The sequence below is a fragment of the Eisenibacter elegans DSM 3317 genome, assembly GCF_000430505.1.
Lineage (GTDB): Bacteria > Bacteroidota > Bacteroidia > Cytophagales > Microscillaceae > Eisenibacter > Eisenibacter elegans.
In genome coordinates this window covers 60,873-80,226 of sequence record NZ_AUMD01000012.1, presented here as the reverse complement: position 1 = coordinate 80,226, position 19,354 = coordinate 60,873, and the positions used below count along the sequence as shown (strand labels likewise).

At 49.5% G+C, this 19,354-nt stretch carries 12 protein-coding genes and 1 riboswitch; of the genes, 6 read left to right on the top strand and 6 right to left on the bottom strand.

Annotation, left to right across the window (positions count from 1 at the left end; genetic code table 11):
- Nucleotides 1–27: 27 nt before the first annotated feature.
- Nucleotides 28–138: riboswitch (SAM riboswitch) on the bottom strand.
- A 390-nt stretch (nucleotides 139–528) separates the two neighbouring features.
- Nucleotides 529–2,208 carry an AMP-binding protein gene (locus G499_RS0103920; protein WP_026998864.1) on the top strand — a complete coding sequence of 560 codons (1,680 nt, stop codon included), beginning with the start codon at nucleotides 529–531 and terminating at the stop codon, nucleotides 2,206–2,208.
- A 261-nt stretch (nucleotides 2,209–2,469) separates the two neighbouring features.
- Here G499_RS0103920 and groL read toward each other — a convergent pair whose 3' ends face one another.
- Both groL and G499_RS0103910 read right to left on the bottom strand, forming a co-directional pair.
- A complete protein-coding gene (gene groL, locus G499_RS0103915; RefSeq protein WP_026998863.1) occupies nucleotides 2,470–4,107 on the bottom strand; it encodes a chaperonin GroEL in 1,638 nt (545 codons plus the stop codon).
- A 62-nt stretch (nucleotides 4,108–4,169) separates the two neighbouring features.
- Nucleotides 4,170–4,445, bottom strand: coding sequence for a co-chaperone GroES (locus tag G499_RS0103910; protein ID WP_026998862.1), 276 nt, complete (start codon nucleotides 4,443–4,445; stop codon nucleotides 4,170–4,172).
- A gap of 339 nt (nucleotides 4,446–4,784) precedes the next feature.
- Here G499_RS0103910 and G499_RS0103900 point away from each other — a divergent pair, with 339 nt between their 5' ends.
- Both G499_RS0103900 and G499_RS0103895 read left to right on the top strand, forming a co-directional pair.
- Nucleotides 4,785–5,507 (top strand): hypothetical protein, encoded by a 723-nt coding sequence (locus tag G499_RS0103900; protein WP_026998860.1) that lies wholly within the window; start codon nucleotides 4,785–4,787, stop codon nucleotides 5,505–5,507.
- Entirely contained in the window at nucleotides 5,508–5,903 is a 396-nt protein-coding gene (locus G499_RS0103895; protein WP_026998859.1) for a diacylglycerol kinase family protein, read from the top strand. It abuts the gene before it with no gap.
- A gap of 23 nt (nucleotides 5,904–5,926) precedes the next feature.
- Here the strand turns inward: G499_RS0103895 and G499_RS0103890 are convergent, their stop codons facing one another.
- Nucleotides 5,927–7,438, bottom strand: a complete 1,512-nt coding sequence (locus G499_RS0103890) for a S1C family serine protease (protein WP_245576645.1) — start codon at nucleotides 7,436–7,438, stop codon at nucleotides 5,927–5,929.
- 266 nt (nucleotides 7,439–7,704) lie between these two features.
- Here G499_RS0103890 and G499_RS0103885 point away from each other — a divergent pair, with 266 nt between their 5' ends.
- Nucleotides 7,705–8,976: a dihydroorotase gene (locus G499_RS0103885; RefSeq protein WP_026998857.1), complete on the top strand. Its 1,272-nt coding sequence runs from the start codon at nucleotides 7,705–7,707 to the stop codon at nucleotides 8,974–8,976.
- On the top strand, nucleotides 8,973–9,506 hold the full coding sequence (locus G499_RS0103880) for a DUF4199 domain-containing protein (protein ID WP_026998856.1): 534 nt from the start codon (nucleotides 8,973–8,975) through the stop codon (nucleotides 9,504–9,506). Before G499_RS0103885 ends, G499_RS0103880 begins: the two co-directional genes overlap by 4 nt.
- A 281-nt stretch (nucleotides 9,507–9,787) precedes the next feature.
- On the opposite strand, the gene G499_RS0103875 is transcribed toward G499_RS0103880, so the two are convergent.
- Nucleotides 9,788–10,624, bottom strand: coding sequence for a DUF481 domain-containing protein (locus tag G499_RS0103875; protein ID WP_051295888.1), 837 nt, complete (start codon nucleotides 10,622–10,624; stop codon nucleotides 9,788–9,790).
- A gap of 299 nt (nucleotides 10,625–10,923) precedes the next feature.
- Here G499_RS0103875 and G499_RS0103865 point away from each other — a divergent pair, with 299 nt between their 5' ends.
- Entirely contained in the window at nucleotides 10,924–15,345 is a 4,422-nt protein-coding gene (locus G499_RS0103865; RefSeq protein WP_161627689.1) for a lamin tail domain-containing protein, read from the top strand.
- 102 nt (nucleotides 15,346–15,447) lie between these two features.
- Here the strand turns inward: G499_RS0103865 and asnB are convergent, their stop codons facing one another.
- Together asnB and mnmG are read right to left on the bottom strand one after the other, a co-directional pair.
- The gene (asnB, locus tag G499_RS0103860) at nucleotides 15,448–17,355 is read right to left on the bottom strand and encodes an asparagine synthase (glutamine-hydrolyzing) (RefSeq protein WP_026998853.1); all 1,908 of its coding nucleotides are present in this window, start codon (nucleotides 17,353–17,355) and stop codon (nucleotides 15,448–15,450) included.
- Nucleotides 17,356–17,465: 110 nt separating this feature from the next.
- Nucleotides 17,466–19,328, bottom strand: coding sequence for a tRNA uridine-5-carboxymethylaminomethyl(34) synthesis enzyme MnmG (gene mnmG, locus G499_RS0103855; RefSeq protein ID WP_026998852.1), 1,863 nt, complete (start codon nucleotides 19,326–19,328; stop codon nucleotides 17,466–17,468).
- Nucleotides 19,329–19,354: the final 26 nt, after the last annotated feature.

The window sequence follows — 19,354 nt, the reverse complement described above, 5'->3', positions numbered from 1 at the left end:
AAAAATTGTTTGCGAACATAAGTGTTTAATTTATATGCCCTAATTTGATTTAGGTAGGAATTAGCACCTTACACCCTATCGGGAAGCAGGTTGCCAGCACTTCATAGAGCCTATTCTCTCCGTGCTTCTGTATAAATCAACTACTAGCAAAACAATGGTTGAGCAGTAATTGAAACAGTCAATGTGATTTCGATATCGAAATACACGTATTGTTTACAAAGTTAGAGGATGATTTTGGAACGCGCAACTTTTGCGGCAAAATATTTTTGATTTCTTCTGCTAGACCGTATGATGAGCAAAAAATGATAAAATTATTAAACACCTCATAATAAGCTATTTAAGCAATACGTACTGATAAAAATTAGACCTTTTTTTGGTAAATCATCATTATTTTGAGATTTTTAGAACTTCAGATGTTCCCCCTTGACAAACATACTGACATATATGCGCTTCTCCACACATTTTATCTGAGGATATACTAGAAGCACACCTACTCTTAATTACGATAAGCTAAAAACTCCAAACACAATGAACACATTTCCTTGGCACAGCCACTACCCAAAAGGTGTAGCACATACCATTGACTATCAGCGCTACCCCAATCTTTTGGCCCTTATGGAAGAGGCTTTCCAAAAATATGGGAACGCGCCGGCCTACCACAATATGGGTGTAGAACACAGTTATGCACAGTTAGACAAAATGTCGCGTGATTTTGCGGCCTATCTCCAAAGCCTTGGGCTGAAAAAAGGCGATAAATTTGCCATCCAAATGCCCAATGTTACCCAGTATCCGGTGGCTTTGATGGGCGCGTTGCGTGCCGGTCTGACGGTAGTCAACATCAACCCCTTGTATACTGTTCCCGAGATGACACACCAGTACAACGATGCAACCGTAAAGGCCGTCATCATTATGGCCAATTTTGCGGATAAGCTTCAGGAAGTATTGCCCAAAACACAGGTCAAGCATGTCATCGTAACGGAAATCGGAGACTTGCTCGGTACGTTCAAAGGGATGTTGACCAACGCAGTAGTGAAGTATGTCAAGAAAATGGTTCCCCCTTTTCACATTCCCGGCGCAGTGGGCTTCAAACGAGCGCTTCAAATAGGAGCTAAGTCGCCTTATACGCGCCCAGAGGTAGATGCCGAAGATTTGGCTTTTTTACAATATACCGGCGGTACAACAGGAGTCTCAAAAGGAGCAATGCTCTCACACCGCAATATGTTGTCCAACCTTTTGCAATCTAAAGAATGGTTTATTGGCGTAGAAGAGGGTAAAGAAGTGGCGATTACGGCCTTGCCACTGTACCATATTTTTGCCTTGACAATCAACTGTTTCTTGATGCTCTTCGTAGGAGCTAAGAGCGTTTTGGTAACCAACCCACGCGATATGCCCGGCTTTGTCAAAACACTACAACAAAATCCTTTCACTATTTTTACAGGCCTAAACACGCTTTTTGTAGGCTTAATGAATACACCGGGTTTTGATGCTATTAATTTTAGTAAGGTGAAGTTTGTCGTTGGCGGCGGTATGGCTGTACAGCGTGCCACCGCAGAGCGCTGGAAGGCCATCACCGGCAAATCTATTGCCGAGGGTTATGGCTTGAGCGAAACTGCCCCCGTATTGTCTGTAAACCCTCTCGACGGTAATGAACGCCTCGGCTCTATTGGCTTGCCAGTACCTTCTACTGAGCTGGCTATCTTGGATGATGATGGCAAGCCCGTACCTGCCGGTGAGCGTGGTGAGATTTGCGCCCGAGGGCCGCAAGTAATGCAAGGCTATTGGCAACGCCCTGATGAAACTGCTAAGGTGTTTTTCGAAGGTGGTTGGTTCCGTACTGGCGACATCGGGATGATGGATGACGACGGTTATTTCCGCATCGTAGACCGCAAAAAAGAAATGATTTTGGTTTCAGGCTTCAATGTGTACCCCAACGAGGTAGAAGATGCCGCCACCACACACCCCGGCGTACTCGAAGCAGCAGCGATTGGAGTACCCGATGACAAATCTACTGAGCGTGTGAAGCTTTTTGTCGTACGCAAAGACCCCAACTTGACTGCCGAAGAGCTGATCAAGCACTGCAAAGATCACCTAGCCGGCTACAAAGTACCACGCGAAATTGTGTTCCGTGAAGAACTACCCAAAACAAATGTTGGTAAAATCTTGCGTCGCAAACTCAAAGAAGAAGAGGATGCCGCAGCCAACGCCTAACACAATGCTGTAGGATTGTTGTAATACGCAGATAGGTGGGTATCAACTCCCACCACTAACACATCGGTCATTCCCAGTTTTTGGGAATGGCTTTTTTGTTCTCTAGCCTCTAGCGAGCACTCACCATCAGAAAGTATCCAGTGACATAAGAAAACCTATAAAAATGAGCTCTATATCGAAAAAAGCTACCCCGAATCGGAGTAGCTTTTTATCTGAAAAATGGAGTTTATAAAAAAGGGGTTTTCAATCGAAGGGAGGAGATTACATCATGCCGCCCATTCCGCCCATTCCACCCGGCATACCGGCGTGTCCACCGCCATTCTCCTCAGGGATGTCGGCAATCACACACTCAGTAGTGAGCAGAAGCGACGAGATAGAAGCCGCATTTTCGAGGGCAAGGCGTGTAACCTTAGTGGGGTCGATGACACCGGCCTTCATCATATCTTCGTAAACATCGGTGCGGGCGTTATAGCCAAAAGCATCTTTGCCTTCTTTCACCTTGTTGACTACTACCGAGCCTTCGCCACCGGCATTAGCTACGATTGTGCGCAAAGGCGCTTCGATAGCCAAGCGGATGATATTGATACCGGTTTTTTCGTCTTCGTTCGCATACTTCACACCGTCAAGCACAGCACCCGCACGGAGTAGGGCTACGCCACCACCTGGTACGATACCTTCTTCAACGGCAGCACGAGTAGCGTGTAGGGCATCGTCTACGCGGTCTTTCTTTTCTTTCATTTCTACTTCGGTAGCAGCTCCTACATAGAGGATAGCCACACCCCCTGACAATTTGGCGAGGCGCTCTTGGAGCTTCTCACGGTCGTAGTCAGAAGTAGTGATTTCCATCTGAGCACGGATTTGGGCTACACGCGCTTGGATAGCGTCTTTGGTGCCTGAGCCGTTTACGATGATGGTATTATCTTTGTCAATGATGATTTTTTCGGCAGTACCGAGGTAATCTATCGTAGCGTTTTCGAGCTTGTATCCGCGCTCTTCGCTGATGACAGTACCATTGGTAAGGATGGCAATGTCTTCGAGCATCGCTTTGCGGCGGTCGCCAAAGCCTGGAGCTTTTACGGCAGCTATTTTCAACGCACCACGGATTTTGTTGACTACCAAGGTAGCCAAAGCCTCTCCGTCTACATCTTCAGCGATGATAAGCAAGGGGCGGCCGGTTTGGACTACAGCTTCCAACACAGGGAGTAGCTCTTTCATAGAAGACACTTTCTTCTCAGAGATGAGGATGAAAGGGTTCTCTAGTTCAACTTCCATTTTCTCGGTGTTGGTTACGAAGTAAGGAGAGAGGTAGCCACGGTCAAATTGCATCCCTTCTACTGTTTTTACTTCTGTCTCGGTGCCTTTGGCTTCTTCTACGGTGATGACACCGTCTTTGCCTACCTTTTCCATGGCGTTGGCAATCATTTTACCGATTTCCTCGTCGTTGTTGGCAGAGATAGTAGCTACTTGCTCGATTTCGTTGGAGTTGTCTACTGTTTTAGAGATTTTCTTCAACTCAGCTACGACAGCGGCTACGGCCTTATCGATACCGCGCTTGAGGTCCATAGGGTTGGCACCTGCGGCTACGTTTTTGATACCATTGCCGAAAATGGCTTGAGCCAATACGGTAGCAGTAGTAGTACCATCACCAGCGGTATCAGCAGTTTTAGAAGCAACTTCTTTTACCAACTGAGCGCCCATATTTTCGATGGCGTTCTCTAGTTCGATATCTTTGGCAACGGTTACGCCGTCTTTAGTGATGGCGGGAGCGCCAAATTTTTTGTCAAGAATGACATTACGACCTTTGGGACCTAGGGTTACCTTTACGGCATCGGCCAAAATATCCACGCCTTTTTTTAGTTGGTCGCGTGCGTCGGTGTTGAATAAGATTTCTTTTGCCATATCAATCAAATGGTTTTGAGATTTGCGGGAAAAATGTTGGGAATGAACAACAGGATGGACAATTAAATCACTGCAAAGATGTCAGACTCACGCATGATGAGGTACTCTTTGCCGTCGATGTTCAACTCAGTACCAGAATACTTACCATAAAGCACGGTATCTCCTACTTTTACCGTTACAGGCTCGTCTTTTTTGCCTGCTCCTACAGCTACTACAGTGCCTCTCTGAGGCTTTTCTTTGGCAGTGTCAGGGATGATGATACCTGATGCAGTCTTTTCTTCGGCAGGAGCTGGCTCTACCACTACTCGGTCTGCCAAGGGTTTGATACTTAAAGCCATCTTAGGTTCAAGATTTAGAGGTTAAACTAAAAATTTAAGGGTTTTTGCTTTTGCTCCCACATATATCATTTCTTGTGCCAACCATTGCGCAGGCGGATTTCCTGCCATTTTTGCGGCTAATGGGCTGAAAATTTGACAGGACTGGACAATGAATAATCCCAAAATTCGGCACACTTGTTGGTTTTTATAGGTTTTTATAGCCGCAATGCTTGTCAAATATTCCACCAATCATTATTTTAACCCATAAATATTTTGCTTGACAGGTTGCTATGTCAATTTGTCAGCTGTCAGGAGCGAACTCTTGGCGTATTGTCCTCAAATATAAGCACTAATAGTACGATGGCTTCTCCACTCAACCCCCACTGGCTTACTCAAGACTGGATTGATTTTGAGTACAAAAAGTATGTGTTACTGGCCTACTTGTCGGAGGTAAAAGAAAACTTTGACAGGGTACAGCTCTACCCCTTTATGTCTGACTTAGTGTTTCATTACCAAAACTTGGTCAAGTTTCGAGAACACAAAAGCCTGCTGAAAGAGAATTTTCCTAAGGAGCTTTCTCAGGCTGATTTTGAGCGTTTGCGTTTGCGCTATGAAACTATGGTGGACGATGATGGGCTGATGCAAGAGTTGGAGGCGATTGTAGCTTTTGCCATCCCGCAGTTCAAAGAACTCATAGAATCGGGCAAGGATATTTACGAATATGTAGCCGAGCATATCGAAATCAACCCAGTGGGCATTTCGCCCCTCAGGTTAGAAGAAGGTTATTTCTTCTTGCGCAAGGCCAAAAAATCAGAGGTACAGGTGTATGAGTACCGGATGACGGTATTTGAGCAGGCCAGCGAGATGTATCGGGGTTTGCAGACCCAATACCTCGAAACAGCTACGCTCAGTTGGGTGCAAGGTGTGGAGCATCTCAAGCGCGATCTTATCCGCCGCAGGCAGCAGCTGCCCAACCCAGCCACTTATCAGATTTATGCCAAAGTAAGTGTACCTTTGGAAGCTACTTTTTTGCCCGTAGCCAAGCGTATGCTTATCCAACATCTGACCAAGGCCGCTGCATAAATGTCCAAACACCGCCCTACTACTCCGCCATATAAGCCCCAAACCCGCTGGGGTTACTTTGTGGTGGCCTTCAAAGGCCTAGCCTATGCCATTCGCACACAAGGTCATCTGAAAGTACATCTGGCTGCCGCCCTTGCGGTCTGTGTGGCTGGGGCATACTATCAGCTTGCCGTTTGGGAATGGGTGGCTGTTGTAGGATGTATTGGGATGGTAGGCACTACAGAGCTGCTCAACACTGCCATAGAGCGTTGGGTGGATGCTCAGCAGCCCGATTATGACCCTCAGGCCGGTTTGGTCAAAGATGTGGCAGCCGGCGCAGTACTTTGGGCGGCTTTGTGTGCTGCTATAGTAGGGTTGATGATTTTTGTGCCCAAGATATTGGCGTTGCTCTATTAGTTTGGGAGATGTGTCGGAAGCATCTACCAACCGACGGCATAATGCGCTTTGTCGCCATTAGGATACACCCCCTCAATAGTCGTTACACGTTTTTGGGGCTTGAGGGCATTTTCTACTTCTTCGGGAAGTGCTACGCGTGTTTCGTTGATGTGAGTAATGACAAAGCCTTGTCTCAGGCCTGCTTTTTGGAGTTTGCCTTCTTCAATAGCCACGACTTGTACGCCGGTTTTGAGCTTGAGCTTCTGCTTGAGGCTTGAGGGCAATGGGCTGAGTAGCGCGCCCAATACTTGGCGGTCTTGGGTGGCGACACCCCCTGTTTTTCCTGATTTATCGGTATTTTTCGCAATCGTTTGAGCGCGGCTATCATCCCCCTGTAGTGTTAGTTGGAGGGTGATTTGTTGGCCTTTTCGGAGAAGGCTCACCGATATCTTATCCCCGGGGCGGTGTGTGGCAATGACCGCTTGAAGCTCAGAGCTGGTTTGGGTGGGGTGTTGATCAATTTGTTGGATGACATCCCCGATGCGTAGCCCCCCTTGTTCGGCAGCACCACCGGCACTCAGCCCTGCCACAAACACTCCCGAGACCTCGGCCAGCCCTTGGTCGGCGGCCAGTACGGCATCTACATCTCTGATTTGTACCCCCAGCAGCGCCCGTCGGGTAGTACCAAACTCTTGCAAGTCTTCCATAATCTTGCGGACAATATTGACCGGCACAGCAAAAGAGTAGCCTGCATAGTAGCCTGTTTGTGAGGCAATCGCGGTATTGATACCAATCAACTCCCCACGCAAGTTGACCAATGCGCCGCCGCTATTGCCGGGGTTGACCACTGCGTCGGTTTGGAGAAAGGACTCAATGGCATAATTGCCCCCATCACGTACATCACGTAGGAGGTTGATATTTCGTCCTTTGGCACTGATAATGCCTGCCGTTACGGTGGCGTTTAGTTCTAGAGGGTTGCCTACGGCCAGCACCCACTCACCCACCTTGGTATGGTCGGAATTACCAAAGGGCACAAAGGGCAGGTCGGTTTCTTCTATTTTGAGCAGCGCCAAGTCGGTAGAAGGGTCTTGGCCGATGAGTTTGGCTCGGTAGCTCCGTTTGTCGTTTAGGATTACCTGAATGTCTACGGCCTTGTCTACCACGTGATGGTTGGTGGCGATGTAGCCATTGTCCGTGATAATCACACCGGAGCCCGAAGAAGCCATTGGGGTGTGCCCACCGTGGTATTTGCGGAAGATATTGTCTAGCTCGTCTTCGTTGTTGCGGGCTGTTTCTACTTTGCGGTAGCGGACTTTTATATACACTACGGCCTCTCGCACTTGTTCGGCAGTATTGACAAAGTTAATTCCATCGGGCACTGCCATTTCGGCTTGTGTGGCGGTAGTATAGGGTTGGTAGGCGCGTGCTTGGCGCGCACTGATAGGCTCGTTGCTATATGAGCGGGGAGAAAACAAGGCACTTAGGCCCAAGGCAATTATCCCTCCCAAAAAAGCTGCGGCCACCAAACTGGCAAAATAAACTCTTGGACGCATCATAACCTCACTGTCTAAAGTATTCGTCATCAACTTGAATTCAATATACAAATAAAGCAGCGAAAAAGTTATGTTTTGAGGATATTTTCACCTCGGTACTTCGGTCAAAAGGCTATCTGGCCGTATTGGGTTGCCATAGGCCAGCCTACACATTGCTGTTAAAAATCGGCAGCTTGTTGCAACTACACCGCCCAATCCCTAATTTAGCACAAGATTGCAATACCCGGCCTCAAAGTGCTTTTTGAGGCGTTCCCAACAAACGCATACTTATGAATTATTTCATTCGGCAGGCAACCGTGCTTCAGCCAACAGCTACCGGTTGGCAGTTGCAAACACAAAATGTTTGGATTGTAAACGGCATCATCAAACGTATCGGCGATGAGGCTACGCCTCCACCCGAGGCCACTATCATCGAGGCAGCAGGGATGTATCTCTCTGCCGGGTGGTTCGATATGCGTGCTCAGGCTGGAGAGCCAGGGCTAGAACACAAAGAAACCCTCGCATCTCTTAGTGATGCAGCGATGGCCGGAGGCTTTACGGAGGTGCTTTTGATGCCCAATACCGAGCCGGTAACCCAACATAAAAATGACCTTGCACGCATTGTCCAAACACAAGGGCGGCAATTGGTAACCTTACATCCGGTGGCTGCGGTTACTAAAGATGCCAAGGGGACGGAGCTCAACGAAATGATAGACCTTCATCACGCCGGAGCCGTTGCTTTCAGTGATGGCACTGAGCCTCTGTGGCACTCAGATGTGTTGGTCAAAACTTTACAATATCTACAGCCGTTTGGCGGGTTGCTTATCAATCGTCCAGAAGATACCATGCTTACCCGCTTTGGGACAATGAACGAGGGGATGCACAGCACCTTGCTCGGCCTGAAGGGGATTCCGGCCTTGGCCGAAGAGCTGATGGTACAGCGCGACCTTAACTTTTTGGAATATGCCGGTGGGCGTTTACATCTTTCCCTGCTCTCTACACGTAAGGCCGTCGATTTGGTACGCCAAGCCAAGGCCCAAGGGTTACAGCTTACCTGCGATATTGCCGCACACCAAGTAGTATTTGATGATAGTGCACTATCAGATTTTGACACCAATTTTAAGGTAAACCCTCCTTTCCGTACTCCTGACGATATCGCCGCGCTTTGGGAAGGCCTAGCCGATGGCACCATTGATGCCGTAGTCTCGGCCCATCAACCACAAGATGAAGAAAGCAAAAAACTAGAGTTTGATCTGGCAGATTTTGGCGCTATTGGCTTAGAAACGGCTTTTTCGGCGCTCTTCACACACAATACCCAATTGTCTATCGAGCAGCTCATCGCTAAGGTCAGTGTAGCGCCTCGTCAAATTTTGGGCTTGCCCCAACCCCTAATCGCCGTAGAACAGCCGGCAAACCTGACTTTGTTCAACCCTCAAGCTTCGTGGACAGTCGGCCCGGCAACGCTGCGCTCCCTATCCCAAAACAGCCCCTTCCTTGGCCAAACACTCCAAGGGCGTGTGGCGGCTGTATTCAACAACCAAATGGCCCAAATTTTTGTATGAAACAATACCAAGCTGTATTCCGATTTGGCACCTTGACCGGCCTTGCCGGCGCTTTTTTGCTCTTGGGCTGGCTGGGATGGCTCTATTATAGCGCCCCCAACCCCTTAGATCCGGCAAGGCGCACCTATGATTTCTTCTTTTATTTTGCTGCCGTCATTGGCAGTCTTTATGCTTTTCGCTTTCAGCGCAATGGCGGATATATGAGTTTTGTACAAGGCCTGATTCTTGGCAGCACTATCTGTCTGTGGATGCTTCTGATTTCAGAAGGCGCACTCTGGTATTTTTTGAGTTATGTAGACATTGCTCCCTTGGTACAATACCGACAAGCATTGGTAGAGACCATCAGCGCAGACCCGGCCAAGGCCACCGAAACGCTCGGAGGGCAAGCGCGCTACGAGGCTGTATTAAAAGATTTGGCCAAGCTCAGCCCCACACAGCTTATCAGAGACGACCTGTTCAAGAAAGGCTTCTTGTGTGTCTTGTTGAGTGTAGTGCCCGCAATTTTGATGCGCAAATCCCGCCCAGAGTAAGGCTAAAAAAGATTGGCTCTTCTGTCGTTTTGATGCTAAAGTCATAAAGGACTATTCAATCAATAACTTGCCCATTTCCAAAGAGGATATCACTTGACTGACTTTGGATAGTTTCTTTTTTAATTCAGCCTAAAAAAACCTCCCTAGCGATAAGTTGACAAACCTATCACTGAGGAGTTTTTTTATGCCCCATCAAATTTGGTTTGGAAAAAATACACACCAAAAATCCTTGATAATCAGGGAAATATAGGTTTGTAAGTCTTCAAATCTTGGTATCAACACTATTTATAAAAATTAAACCGTATCCCATTAGACAGACTGTATATCAGGGGCGTGATAGGCACAATGGGATCGCTTTCGTAGGCAAAGTTTAAGGCACAGCGAAACGAAAGCCGCTGGCTAAGTTTGATATTGAGGTTGGTATCATTGCTGATACGGTGGCGCTGCCGCTGAAAAACAGGGTCGAGACCATATTGGTAATACCCAATTGTATTGAAGCTGATTTGCTCGTTGAGCTGCCAACGAATACGCAAGTAGTTAGAAGTTTTGGGCATATTGATTTCGCGTACCAGCGCCTCTTCATAAGGCTCCTGCCAACGCTCGTGCTCCCACATAGCCCCTATACCGGCAGTAATGCTCAGTTTTTCGGATTCGATAAGGCGCAGCCGAATACCACCACCGCCCAAAAAACGCTGGTCTAAGCCACGCTGGAAATCATATTGCCCTTGGGAAAACACCTCGTAGGAAAAAAACTGATTGCGGAGCAGGTTTACTCTGAAGTGGCTATAGCCAAAGCTCAAAAAAGTATTGTCGTTGATGCCGAGATAATCCATAAAATTGAGCAACATAAAGCTGTGTTTGGGGGTGTAGTAGGCTAGGTCGGCATTGCCATTGACACTAAAAAGCTGCACCGGGTCGTTGGCTCCCGCACTGCGGTTGTTGGCACGGACTGCAAAGGAAAAATCTGTGAAAAAATGGTTCTCCTCATCCTCTCGTATCAAGCTTTTCTCTATATTAAGAATCTGTGCTTCAATAGATTGCATTGGGAACACCCCTAGGATAAAGCTAAAGGAAATAAGCGTAAACGAAAAAACGCGGCTAAGACGCTGAAATAACATAGAATCTATTTTTAGGTAAATCATATCTGCACAAAACTACAAAAGCCTGCCAAAGGATAAAAGCCAGCGCCCTGCCCAAAGTGCTCATAGGCAATTGTTAACAATTTGTTTTTGAGGCTTATTTCGTGCTTTTGCAAGCAAGGATGTATCTTTGAAAAAATCACACAAAAGTTTCTTTGGATTAACGGTTGGAAATGCTGATGAAATCATTCGACACACCGCGATATAGTAAAATTATTGGGCTATGGATCGCCTTATGCTGTACTTGGCTTGCCCCAAAGCTGCAAGCTCAAGCTGTTTTGACCTACAATTTTAGCGGACTTGCAGGAGAAGCCCCACAAGTAGATGTGCCACCGGGCCAACCTGCTAACGGTACAGCCACACCGATTGTAAGGAGTGCCAACCTAGGCTCAGCAAGCTCCTCAAATCAGTTTGCAGCAAATCAATGGGGGAGTGGCGCTACCATAGACTTAACTAAATATTTTAGTTTTAGCATACAGGCTAACTCCGGTTTTGTGATGACGCTAAACACCCTAAACTTTACCCTGACATATACCGGCACAGGGCCGAGTCGGTGGGTCGTTAGGTCGAGCTTGGATGGGTTTGCTAATAATATCGGGGACGAGATTGTTAGCTCTGGTACAGGCAGTATTCATAGCATTACTTTACCAATCGCTTTTGCCAATATAGCGGCCAGTACGAATGTAGAATTTCGCATTTATGGTTATGGCGCATCTGGGACCACTGGTGCAGGCAGGCTTTCTGCCCTCAACCTCCAAGGCAGCATAGCCTTTCCTGATACAGATCCGCCGAGTTTGGTGTCGGTAAGTTCGGTATCAGCTACACAGGTAGCAGTCTTGTTTTCGGAGGCCATACAGACAACCAGCGCCCAAAACACTGCCAACTATGGCCTTGCAGGCAATACCGTTACGGCAGCTGCACAGGATGGGGGCAATCCGGCGAGGGTAGTACTGACACTAGCCAATAGCCTTTTGAGTGGAGAGGATTATACCCTTCAGGTTCAAAACGTACAAGACATTGCCGGCAACGCGATGGGTTTGGCCTCGCTGTCTTTTAGGCACTATACATTTACAGATAACTTTTCGGATGGGGACTTTACCAACAACCCTACTTGGAGCGGCACGACGGCAGACTTTACGGTAGAAAATGGCGAGTTGCGCCTCAACGCCAGTGTAGCGGGACAGTCTTACCTGACCCTCCCGCTTGATCAGGCAGATGAGTGGATTTTTAAAGTACGCCTCACCTTTGAGCCTAGTAACACGAACCAAGCCCGTATTTACTTGGTCAGCAATACTGCCAACCTTAGTTCACCTGACCTACGGGGCTACTATATCCGTATTGGGGAAAACGGTGCTAACGACCCCATAGAGCTCTACAGACAAGATGGCAGCAACAGCACCCTGCTGATTCGTGGGCCGCTGGGGCAGGTAGCGGTCAATCCTAATATCACCATCCGCGTAGCACGCTCACAAACAGGTATTTGGGCTATAAGCGCAGATCCTTCCGGAGGCTTCAATTTCAGCAGCAATACCGGCACAGCCACCGATGCAACGTATGTGCCAACTGGCTTTTTTGGTTTTTTGGCCATTTATACCATCACCAATGCCAATAGATTTTACTTTGACAATGTGGTCTTGCTTGACCGTGTGCCACCTACGGTGTTGTCGGTTACCCAGAATGCCGCTAGAGGGTTGCTTGTCCGCTTTTCGGAGCCGGTAGCGCAGGCCAGCGCCCAGAATGTGGCCAACTATAGTGTCAACAACGGCTTAGGCAACCCTACGAGCGCCGTACAGTCGGGCGATAACCCTGCGGAGGTCAGCCTGACTTTTGGCCAAGATTTCAGTGCCAGCACTCAAAATACCCTGACTGTACAAAACATCGTAGACCGCAGCACCAACCCTGCGCCCAATACGATGACGGTAGCCCAAAACCTCGACTTTAGCCTTGATAACACTGCGCCTAGCCTGCTGCGCGTGCGTGTCATTGGCACCAATCAATTGGCTGTTATCTTTTCGGAGCCGGTAGCGCAGGCCAGCGCTCAAAATACCGCCAACTACAGCCTCGAAGGGGTGGGCAACCCTAGCACTGCGGTACAAAATACCACACGACGCGACTCTGTCGTGCTGACTTGGGGGAATGAATACGAAGACTTGCGCAGCTACACCCTCACTGTGCAGAACATCGCCGATGCGGTGGGCAACACACTCACCAATGCAACGGCCAATTTCACCTATTTTGCCCCTTACACACCCGTTGCCGGCGACGTAATTATCAATGAAATTATGGCGGCTCCCTCGCCTGTAGTCGGGCAACCCAATGCCGAATATGTAGAGCTGTATAACCGTACCCCACGCTCGCTCGACCTCAGTCGCTGGCGCTTGGAAGGCGCAAGCACCAGCACCGGTAATTTTGGCAACAATGTCAGCATCCCACCCAACGGCTATTTGTTGCTGACAGCCAATGGCAACAGGGCCTTGTTTTCGGGCAATGTCGTGGGTTGGGGCGGAACTTCTACTACTATTCTGACCAACTCGGGCAAGGAACTAGTATTGCAAAACCAAGCCGGCGAAGACATCGACCGCGTAACCTACAGCGAAGAATGGCATACCAGCAGCGAAAAACAAAACGGAGGCTGGGCTTTGGAACGAATCAATCCTGAAACTCCTTGCAGCGGAGCCAATAACTGGACATCATCTACCAGCCCCTCGGGAGGAACGCCGCTGGCGCAAAATGCTGTCTTCAGTACAGCACCAGACCTCAGCGCACCCAGAGTACGCAGTGTGATTGTGGTATCAGCGACAGAAATCATCATCCGCTTTGACAAACGGATGGATGCAGCAACGCTCAACGCTGTTGGCAATTATAGCATCAACCCAACTATCAACATCCAATCAGCCACGGCTATTCCTACAGCCTTCGAATCGGTTCGCCTGATTTTGGCAACGCCACTCGTACAAGGCCAAGTCTATTCCCTGGCGTTGAGCAGTCTGAAAGACTGCCCGGGCAACGACCTGCCCGCTACCACACAAGACTTTGGCCTTGGCTTTTCTCCTCAATATCAGGAGGTTGTGATGACCGAAATTATGTCTAACCCTAACCCAGTGGTGGGCTTACCGGCCTTGAATTTTATCGAAATCTATAACCGTAGCGACAAGCTCCTCTCACTTGAAGGATGCCGCCTCAATACCGGAGGCAGCGCCAATGATGGCGTGATTCAGGGCTTGAGCCTGCTGCCGGGCGAGTATGCCCTTATTTGTGCCAGTAGCTCCGTAACCGCGCTACAGCGTTTTGGCAAGGTGGTAGGGGTGTCTAACTTTTCGTTAACCATTGGCGGGCGTACTTTGGTGCTCAAAAACGCCAATAACCAACTCCTCCATACCGTCTCCTATCGCCAAGGCTGGTATGGCGCAAGCGAAAAACGCAATGGTGGTTGGACTTTAGAGATGATCGATACAGACTACCCCTGTGTAGAACAACCCAACTGGCTACCGTCCGAAAACGCTAGCGGTGGCACACCCAACCGCCCCAATAGCGTGCGTGCCTCTAAGCCCGACCTAACACCACCCACTGTACGCAATGTGTTTGCCCGTAGTGCTGACACGGTACAGGTCTACTTCAATGAAAAAATGGATAGCCTCAGCTTAGTCAACGGACAATATACCCTCAACAACGGCGCTAGCCTTAGCTTGATCTCTGTCCGCTTTCCCGATGCAGGGAGTGTGGTACTGCGGGTCAGCCCTGCGCTCCAAGCCCGTACCAGCTATACGCTGACAGTACGCAATGTGCGCGATTGTAGTGGCAATGTCATTGCCGACCAAAACAGTGGTACATTTGGCATCCCAGAACCTGCCGATTCTTCAGACATTATCTTGAATGAAATCTTGTTCAACGCACGCACGGGAAGCTCCAAATTTGTAGAACTATACAACCGCTCCGAGAAATACATCAGCTTGAGAGGCTGGCAGCTGGCCAATGTCAACAGCAGCGGCGTAGTGGCTAACCAACGCCAAATCACTACAGACCTGTTGGTGATAGGCCCTAGATCTTACCTCGTATTGTCCGATGACCCCAGCAGTGTCAAGGCACAATACCCGCGTGGTAAGGAAGAAACGTTTTTTGAGCTAAACCTACCCAGCTATGCCCAAAGCAGAGGGTCGTTTATCCTGCTCAATCCCCGCAACCGTGTTTGGGAGCGCTTTGACTACGACGAACGGATGCACAACCCCTTGGTAGACAACCGCCGTGGGGTGTCGTTGGAGCGTATTAGCTTTAGCGCCCCCAGCAACGAAGGGCGCAGCTGGCAGTCTGCTGCTACTCGCGAAAACTTTGCCACCCCGGGATACCTCAACTCTCAATCGGTGGAAGGACGCAGCCTTGTAGCCGCCGGAACCGTAACCATAGAGCCCCGCGCCATTACTCCCGACGGCGACGGCCACAATGACTTTGCCACTATCAGCTACCGGGTTGAACGCAATGGCCGCCTAGGGCGTATCCAAATTTATGACTCCAACGGCCTGCTAGTCCGCGATATCGCCTCCAGCGACTTGCTTGGTGTAGAAGGGTTTTATGTATGGGATGGCACCGACAACCAAGGTCAGAAGGTTCGTATGGGCTATTATGTGGTCTTTGTAGAGGTCTTTGACGCAGATGGTGTACGCCAACTGATTAAAGAAAAAATAGCTGTGGGAGCTAGATTCTAGACAAACAAGACACTGTTAGTTTGGAAAATGGATGGCTCGCTCCGGTGGCGGTGTCTGCACTGCCACCGGATAGCTGAAAAATACGCTTTGATATACGTTGGGCTATTTTTTCTCAAAATAGCGCTCCCACCATTCCTGAAAAACAATCAGGGCCCATACCCTCGCCACACTGTCTTGTGGATTATTGGAAAATACCTGTCTTTGGAGTTTGGCAATCTCATCATACTCAAAAATACCTTGGGCTTCAATTCGCTCGGCAGATAGCCAGTGCTGCTGTATTTTGTCGCGTAGCGACTGCCTAAACCACTGTTGGAGCGGAACCTCAAACCCTTGCTTGGGTCGTCGGTACAACTCTTGAGGCAACAGCTCCCGAAAAGCATCTTTCAGAATGCGTTTGCCTACATTGTCCTTGATTTTCATTTCGGCAGGCAGGGCAAAGGCCAAATCTACCATCTTGGTACTCAAAAACGGCACCCGTACCTCAAGGCTGTTGGCCATAGACATCAGGTCTACCTTGGTGAGCATATCATTGGGCAATACCAGCTGTGTATCTGTAAAGAGCAAGTCGTTGAGGTCGTCGGAGCGGATGCCTTGTAGGTAGCGGTTTTTGCGCTTATTTTCATCGTCTACAGCCCATTTTTCAAATACTTCGCTTTTAAACAAACGGCCTAGCGCCAACTCAGAAGCGAACCCGGCCCACTGCCAGTAGCGCTCACGGGGAGTGAGTTTTGCTCCTGTGGCAAAACGATGCAATTGGCGGAAAAGATTCCCCCATTTGCCGCTGCGCGACTGTGGTAGGGCTGCCCAAAGTGGCTCTCCCTTAATCACCAGCTGGGCTTTCCAGCCTCCACTCCGCATCCTAGCCTCGGCCAAATGTTTGCGGTAGCCTCCAAAAAGTTCATCGCCCCCATCGCCCGAAAGCGCTACAGTGAGATGTTTGCGGGTATGTTTGCTGAGCAGGTAGACAGCCAAGGCCGAAGAGTCTGCAAAAGGCTCATCAAGATAGGCCAATACCTCTTCGAGGTGGTTGTAGAGGTCTTGGGTACTGAGCTTGACGATATGGTGTTGGATGCCCAGTTTTTTGGCCACAGCCTGCGCATAGGGTGTCTCATCGAAAAAAGCGGCATCTGTGTAGCCAATCGAAAAAGCTTCGAGGTCGGGCTTGTGGCGGGCAGCCAAGGCCGTAATGATGGAAGAGTCAATGCCTCCGCTCAGAAAAGTCCCCAAGGGCACATCGGCCACGAGTTGTTCTTGTACCGAGGCTTCTAAGGTTGTTCGCAAGCGCGCCTGAGCTTGGTCATAATTCCTGATTGTATCGGCTGCGATGAGGTAGTTTTTGGGTATTCGATAATATGCCTCTGTCTTCAGTTCTTGTTTGCGCACGCGCAGCCAGTGCCCGGGTTGTAGTTTGCGCACTCCTTCTATCATTGTATAAGGAGCAGGCACATAGTGTAGATGAAAATATTGTTTGAGGCTGAGGTAATCGAGCTCACGCTCTGCGCCAAAGCGCAACAAGGCTTTCATCTCTGAGCCAAACAGGAATTTGTCCTCATCTACATAATAGAGTAACGGCTTGACTCCCAGTGGGTCGCGTGCTAGCAGTAGTTCTTGGCGGGCTTGGTCATAAAAACAGAAGGCAAACATTCCCTCCAGCTTGGGCAGCGCCTCTTCGCGCCATCGGATAAGCGCCTGTAGTACTACCTCGGTATCGGATTGTGTTTGGAAAACAAGGCCGCCACTTTGTAACTCTTGGCGCAGTTGGCGATAGTTATAAATTTCCCCATTAAACACTAAGGTGTAGCGTCCGTCGTCCGTACTCATCGGTTGGTGCGCCTCGGGGCTGGGGTCTATCACAGATAGGCGGCTATGGCCAAGGCATACGCGCCCGTCGAGGTATTGTCTGGAAAAATCAGGCCCACGCTTGTCGAGGGTCTGAAGGGCGGCAGCTAGGTTGATACTGAACAGGCGGCCTAGCTCATTGAAGGCAAAAATACCGGTTATTCCACACACAGGCTTGGGGAGTATGATTGATGCAATAAAAACCTAGGCCAAACTGGCAGCGCCCTGAATGAGGTGCACACGCTAGGGCGAATCCACGCAGTTTGGCCTATTCAGAAACCTTATCGCCCCAAATATACCATCAAAATTGAAATATCCGATGGGCGCACACCACTAATGCGGGCGGCCTGGCCAATGGTTTCGGGACGTATTTTACGCAGTTTTTCGCGGCTTTCGATAGAAATGGCCTGCAACAGCGCATAGTCAAAATCTTGTGGGATGCGCAAGTCTTCGAGCTCGGCCATCCGCTCGGCCATTTTTTGCTCTTTTTCGATATAGCTATCGTACTTGGTCATCACCTCTACCTGATCGACCACTTCGCCGTCATACTGCTCCAGTAGTTGGCGCAAGGGGACAAAATATTGTGCCATATAGGCCAAGTCGATGTTGGGTCGTCGGAGTAGGTGCAGACAGGTAGTCGTTTCACGTATGGGAGAGGAGCCGATGGCTTCCAGCATAGGGTTAGCCTCTTCTGTACGAATTTTGAGGGTTTCAAAAGCTTGCTGTAGGGCGGCGATTTGCTGCTTTTTCTCCCGTACACGGGTTACACGTTCTTCTGTGGCTACGCCCAGCGCATAGGCCAGTTCGGTCAAGCGCAAGTCGGCATTGTCTTGTCGCAGCAAGATGCGGTACTCGGCGCGGGAGGTAAACATACGGTAGGGCTCATCAGTACCTTTGTTTACGAGGTCGTCGATGAGTACGCCTATGTAAGCCTCTGAGCGCTTGAGCACGAGCGGCTCTTCTTCGTGGATTTTGCGGTGGGCATTGATGCCGGCCATCAGCCCTTGGCAGGCGGCCTCCTCATAGCCTGTAGTGCCATTGATTTGCCCTGCAAAATAGAGGTTTTCTATCAGCTGGGTTTCGAGGGTGAGTTTGAGCTGTGTGGGTGGGAAATAGTCATACTCGATGGCATAGCCGGGGCGGAACATCTTGGCATTTTCAAAACCGGGGATGCATCGTAGGGCTTTGTATTGCACATCTTCAGGCAAGGAGGTCGAAAAACCATTCACATACACCTCGACGGTGCTCCATCCTTCTGGCTCTACAAAAATCTGGTGGCGGTCCCGTTCTGCAAAGCGGTTGATCTTGTCTTCTATCGAAGGGCAATAGCGCGGCCCAAGGCCTTGAATGCGCCCCGTAAACATAGGGGACTGCTCGAAGCCTGTTTGCAGAATATCGTGTACGGCAGGGTTGGTATAGGTAATATGGCAGCTGCGCTGTTTGGTCAGCGCCGGGGTATCCATAAAAGAGAACTTGCTGGGGTTTTCGTCGCCGGGTTGTTCTTCCATAGCTTCGTAATTGAGCGAGCGCCCATCGATGCGTGGCGGTGTACCAGTCTTCATCCGTCCGGCCTCAAAGCCCAAAGAAACAAGTTGCTCAGTGATGCCTTTGGAAGCTTTTTCGCCCATACGCCCTCCACCAAACTGTTTTTCGCCAATATGGATGATGCCGTTCATAAACGTGCCATTGGTCAGAATAACGGCCTTGGCATTGATTTCTACTCCGATAGCGGTACGCACGCCACAGGCGCGCCCATCTTTGACGACAATGCCCGTAACCATTTCTTGCCAGAAATCTACGTTGGGCATTTGCTCTAGCGCCAAGCGCCACTCTTCGGCAAAGCGCATGCGGTCGCTTTGGCAACGGGGGCTCCACATGGCAGCGCCTTTGGAGCGGTTGAGCATTCGGAACTGAATCATGGTTTTGTCTGAAATGATGCCACTCATCCCGCCTAGGGCATCTACCTCGCGCACTATCTGCCCTTTGGCTACCCCACCCATGGCAGGGTTGCACGACATTTGCGCGATTTTGTTCATATCCATCGTGATGAGCATTACTTTGGAGCCCATCTGAGCGGCGGCGGCGGCGGCTTCACAGCCGGCGTGTCCGGCACCTACTACGATTACATCATATATTGGGAACATATCATTGGCTCTTTGTGAGCGGTTTT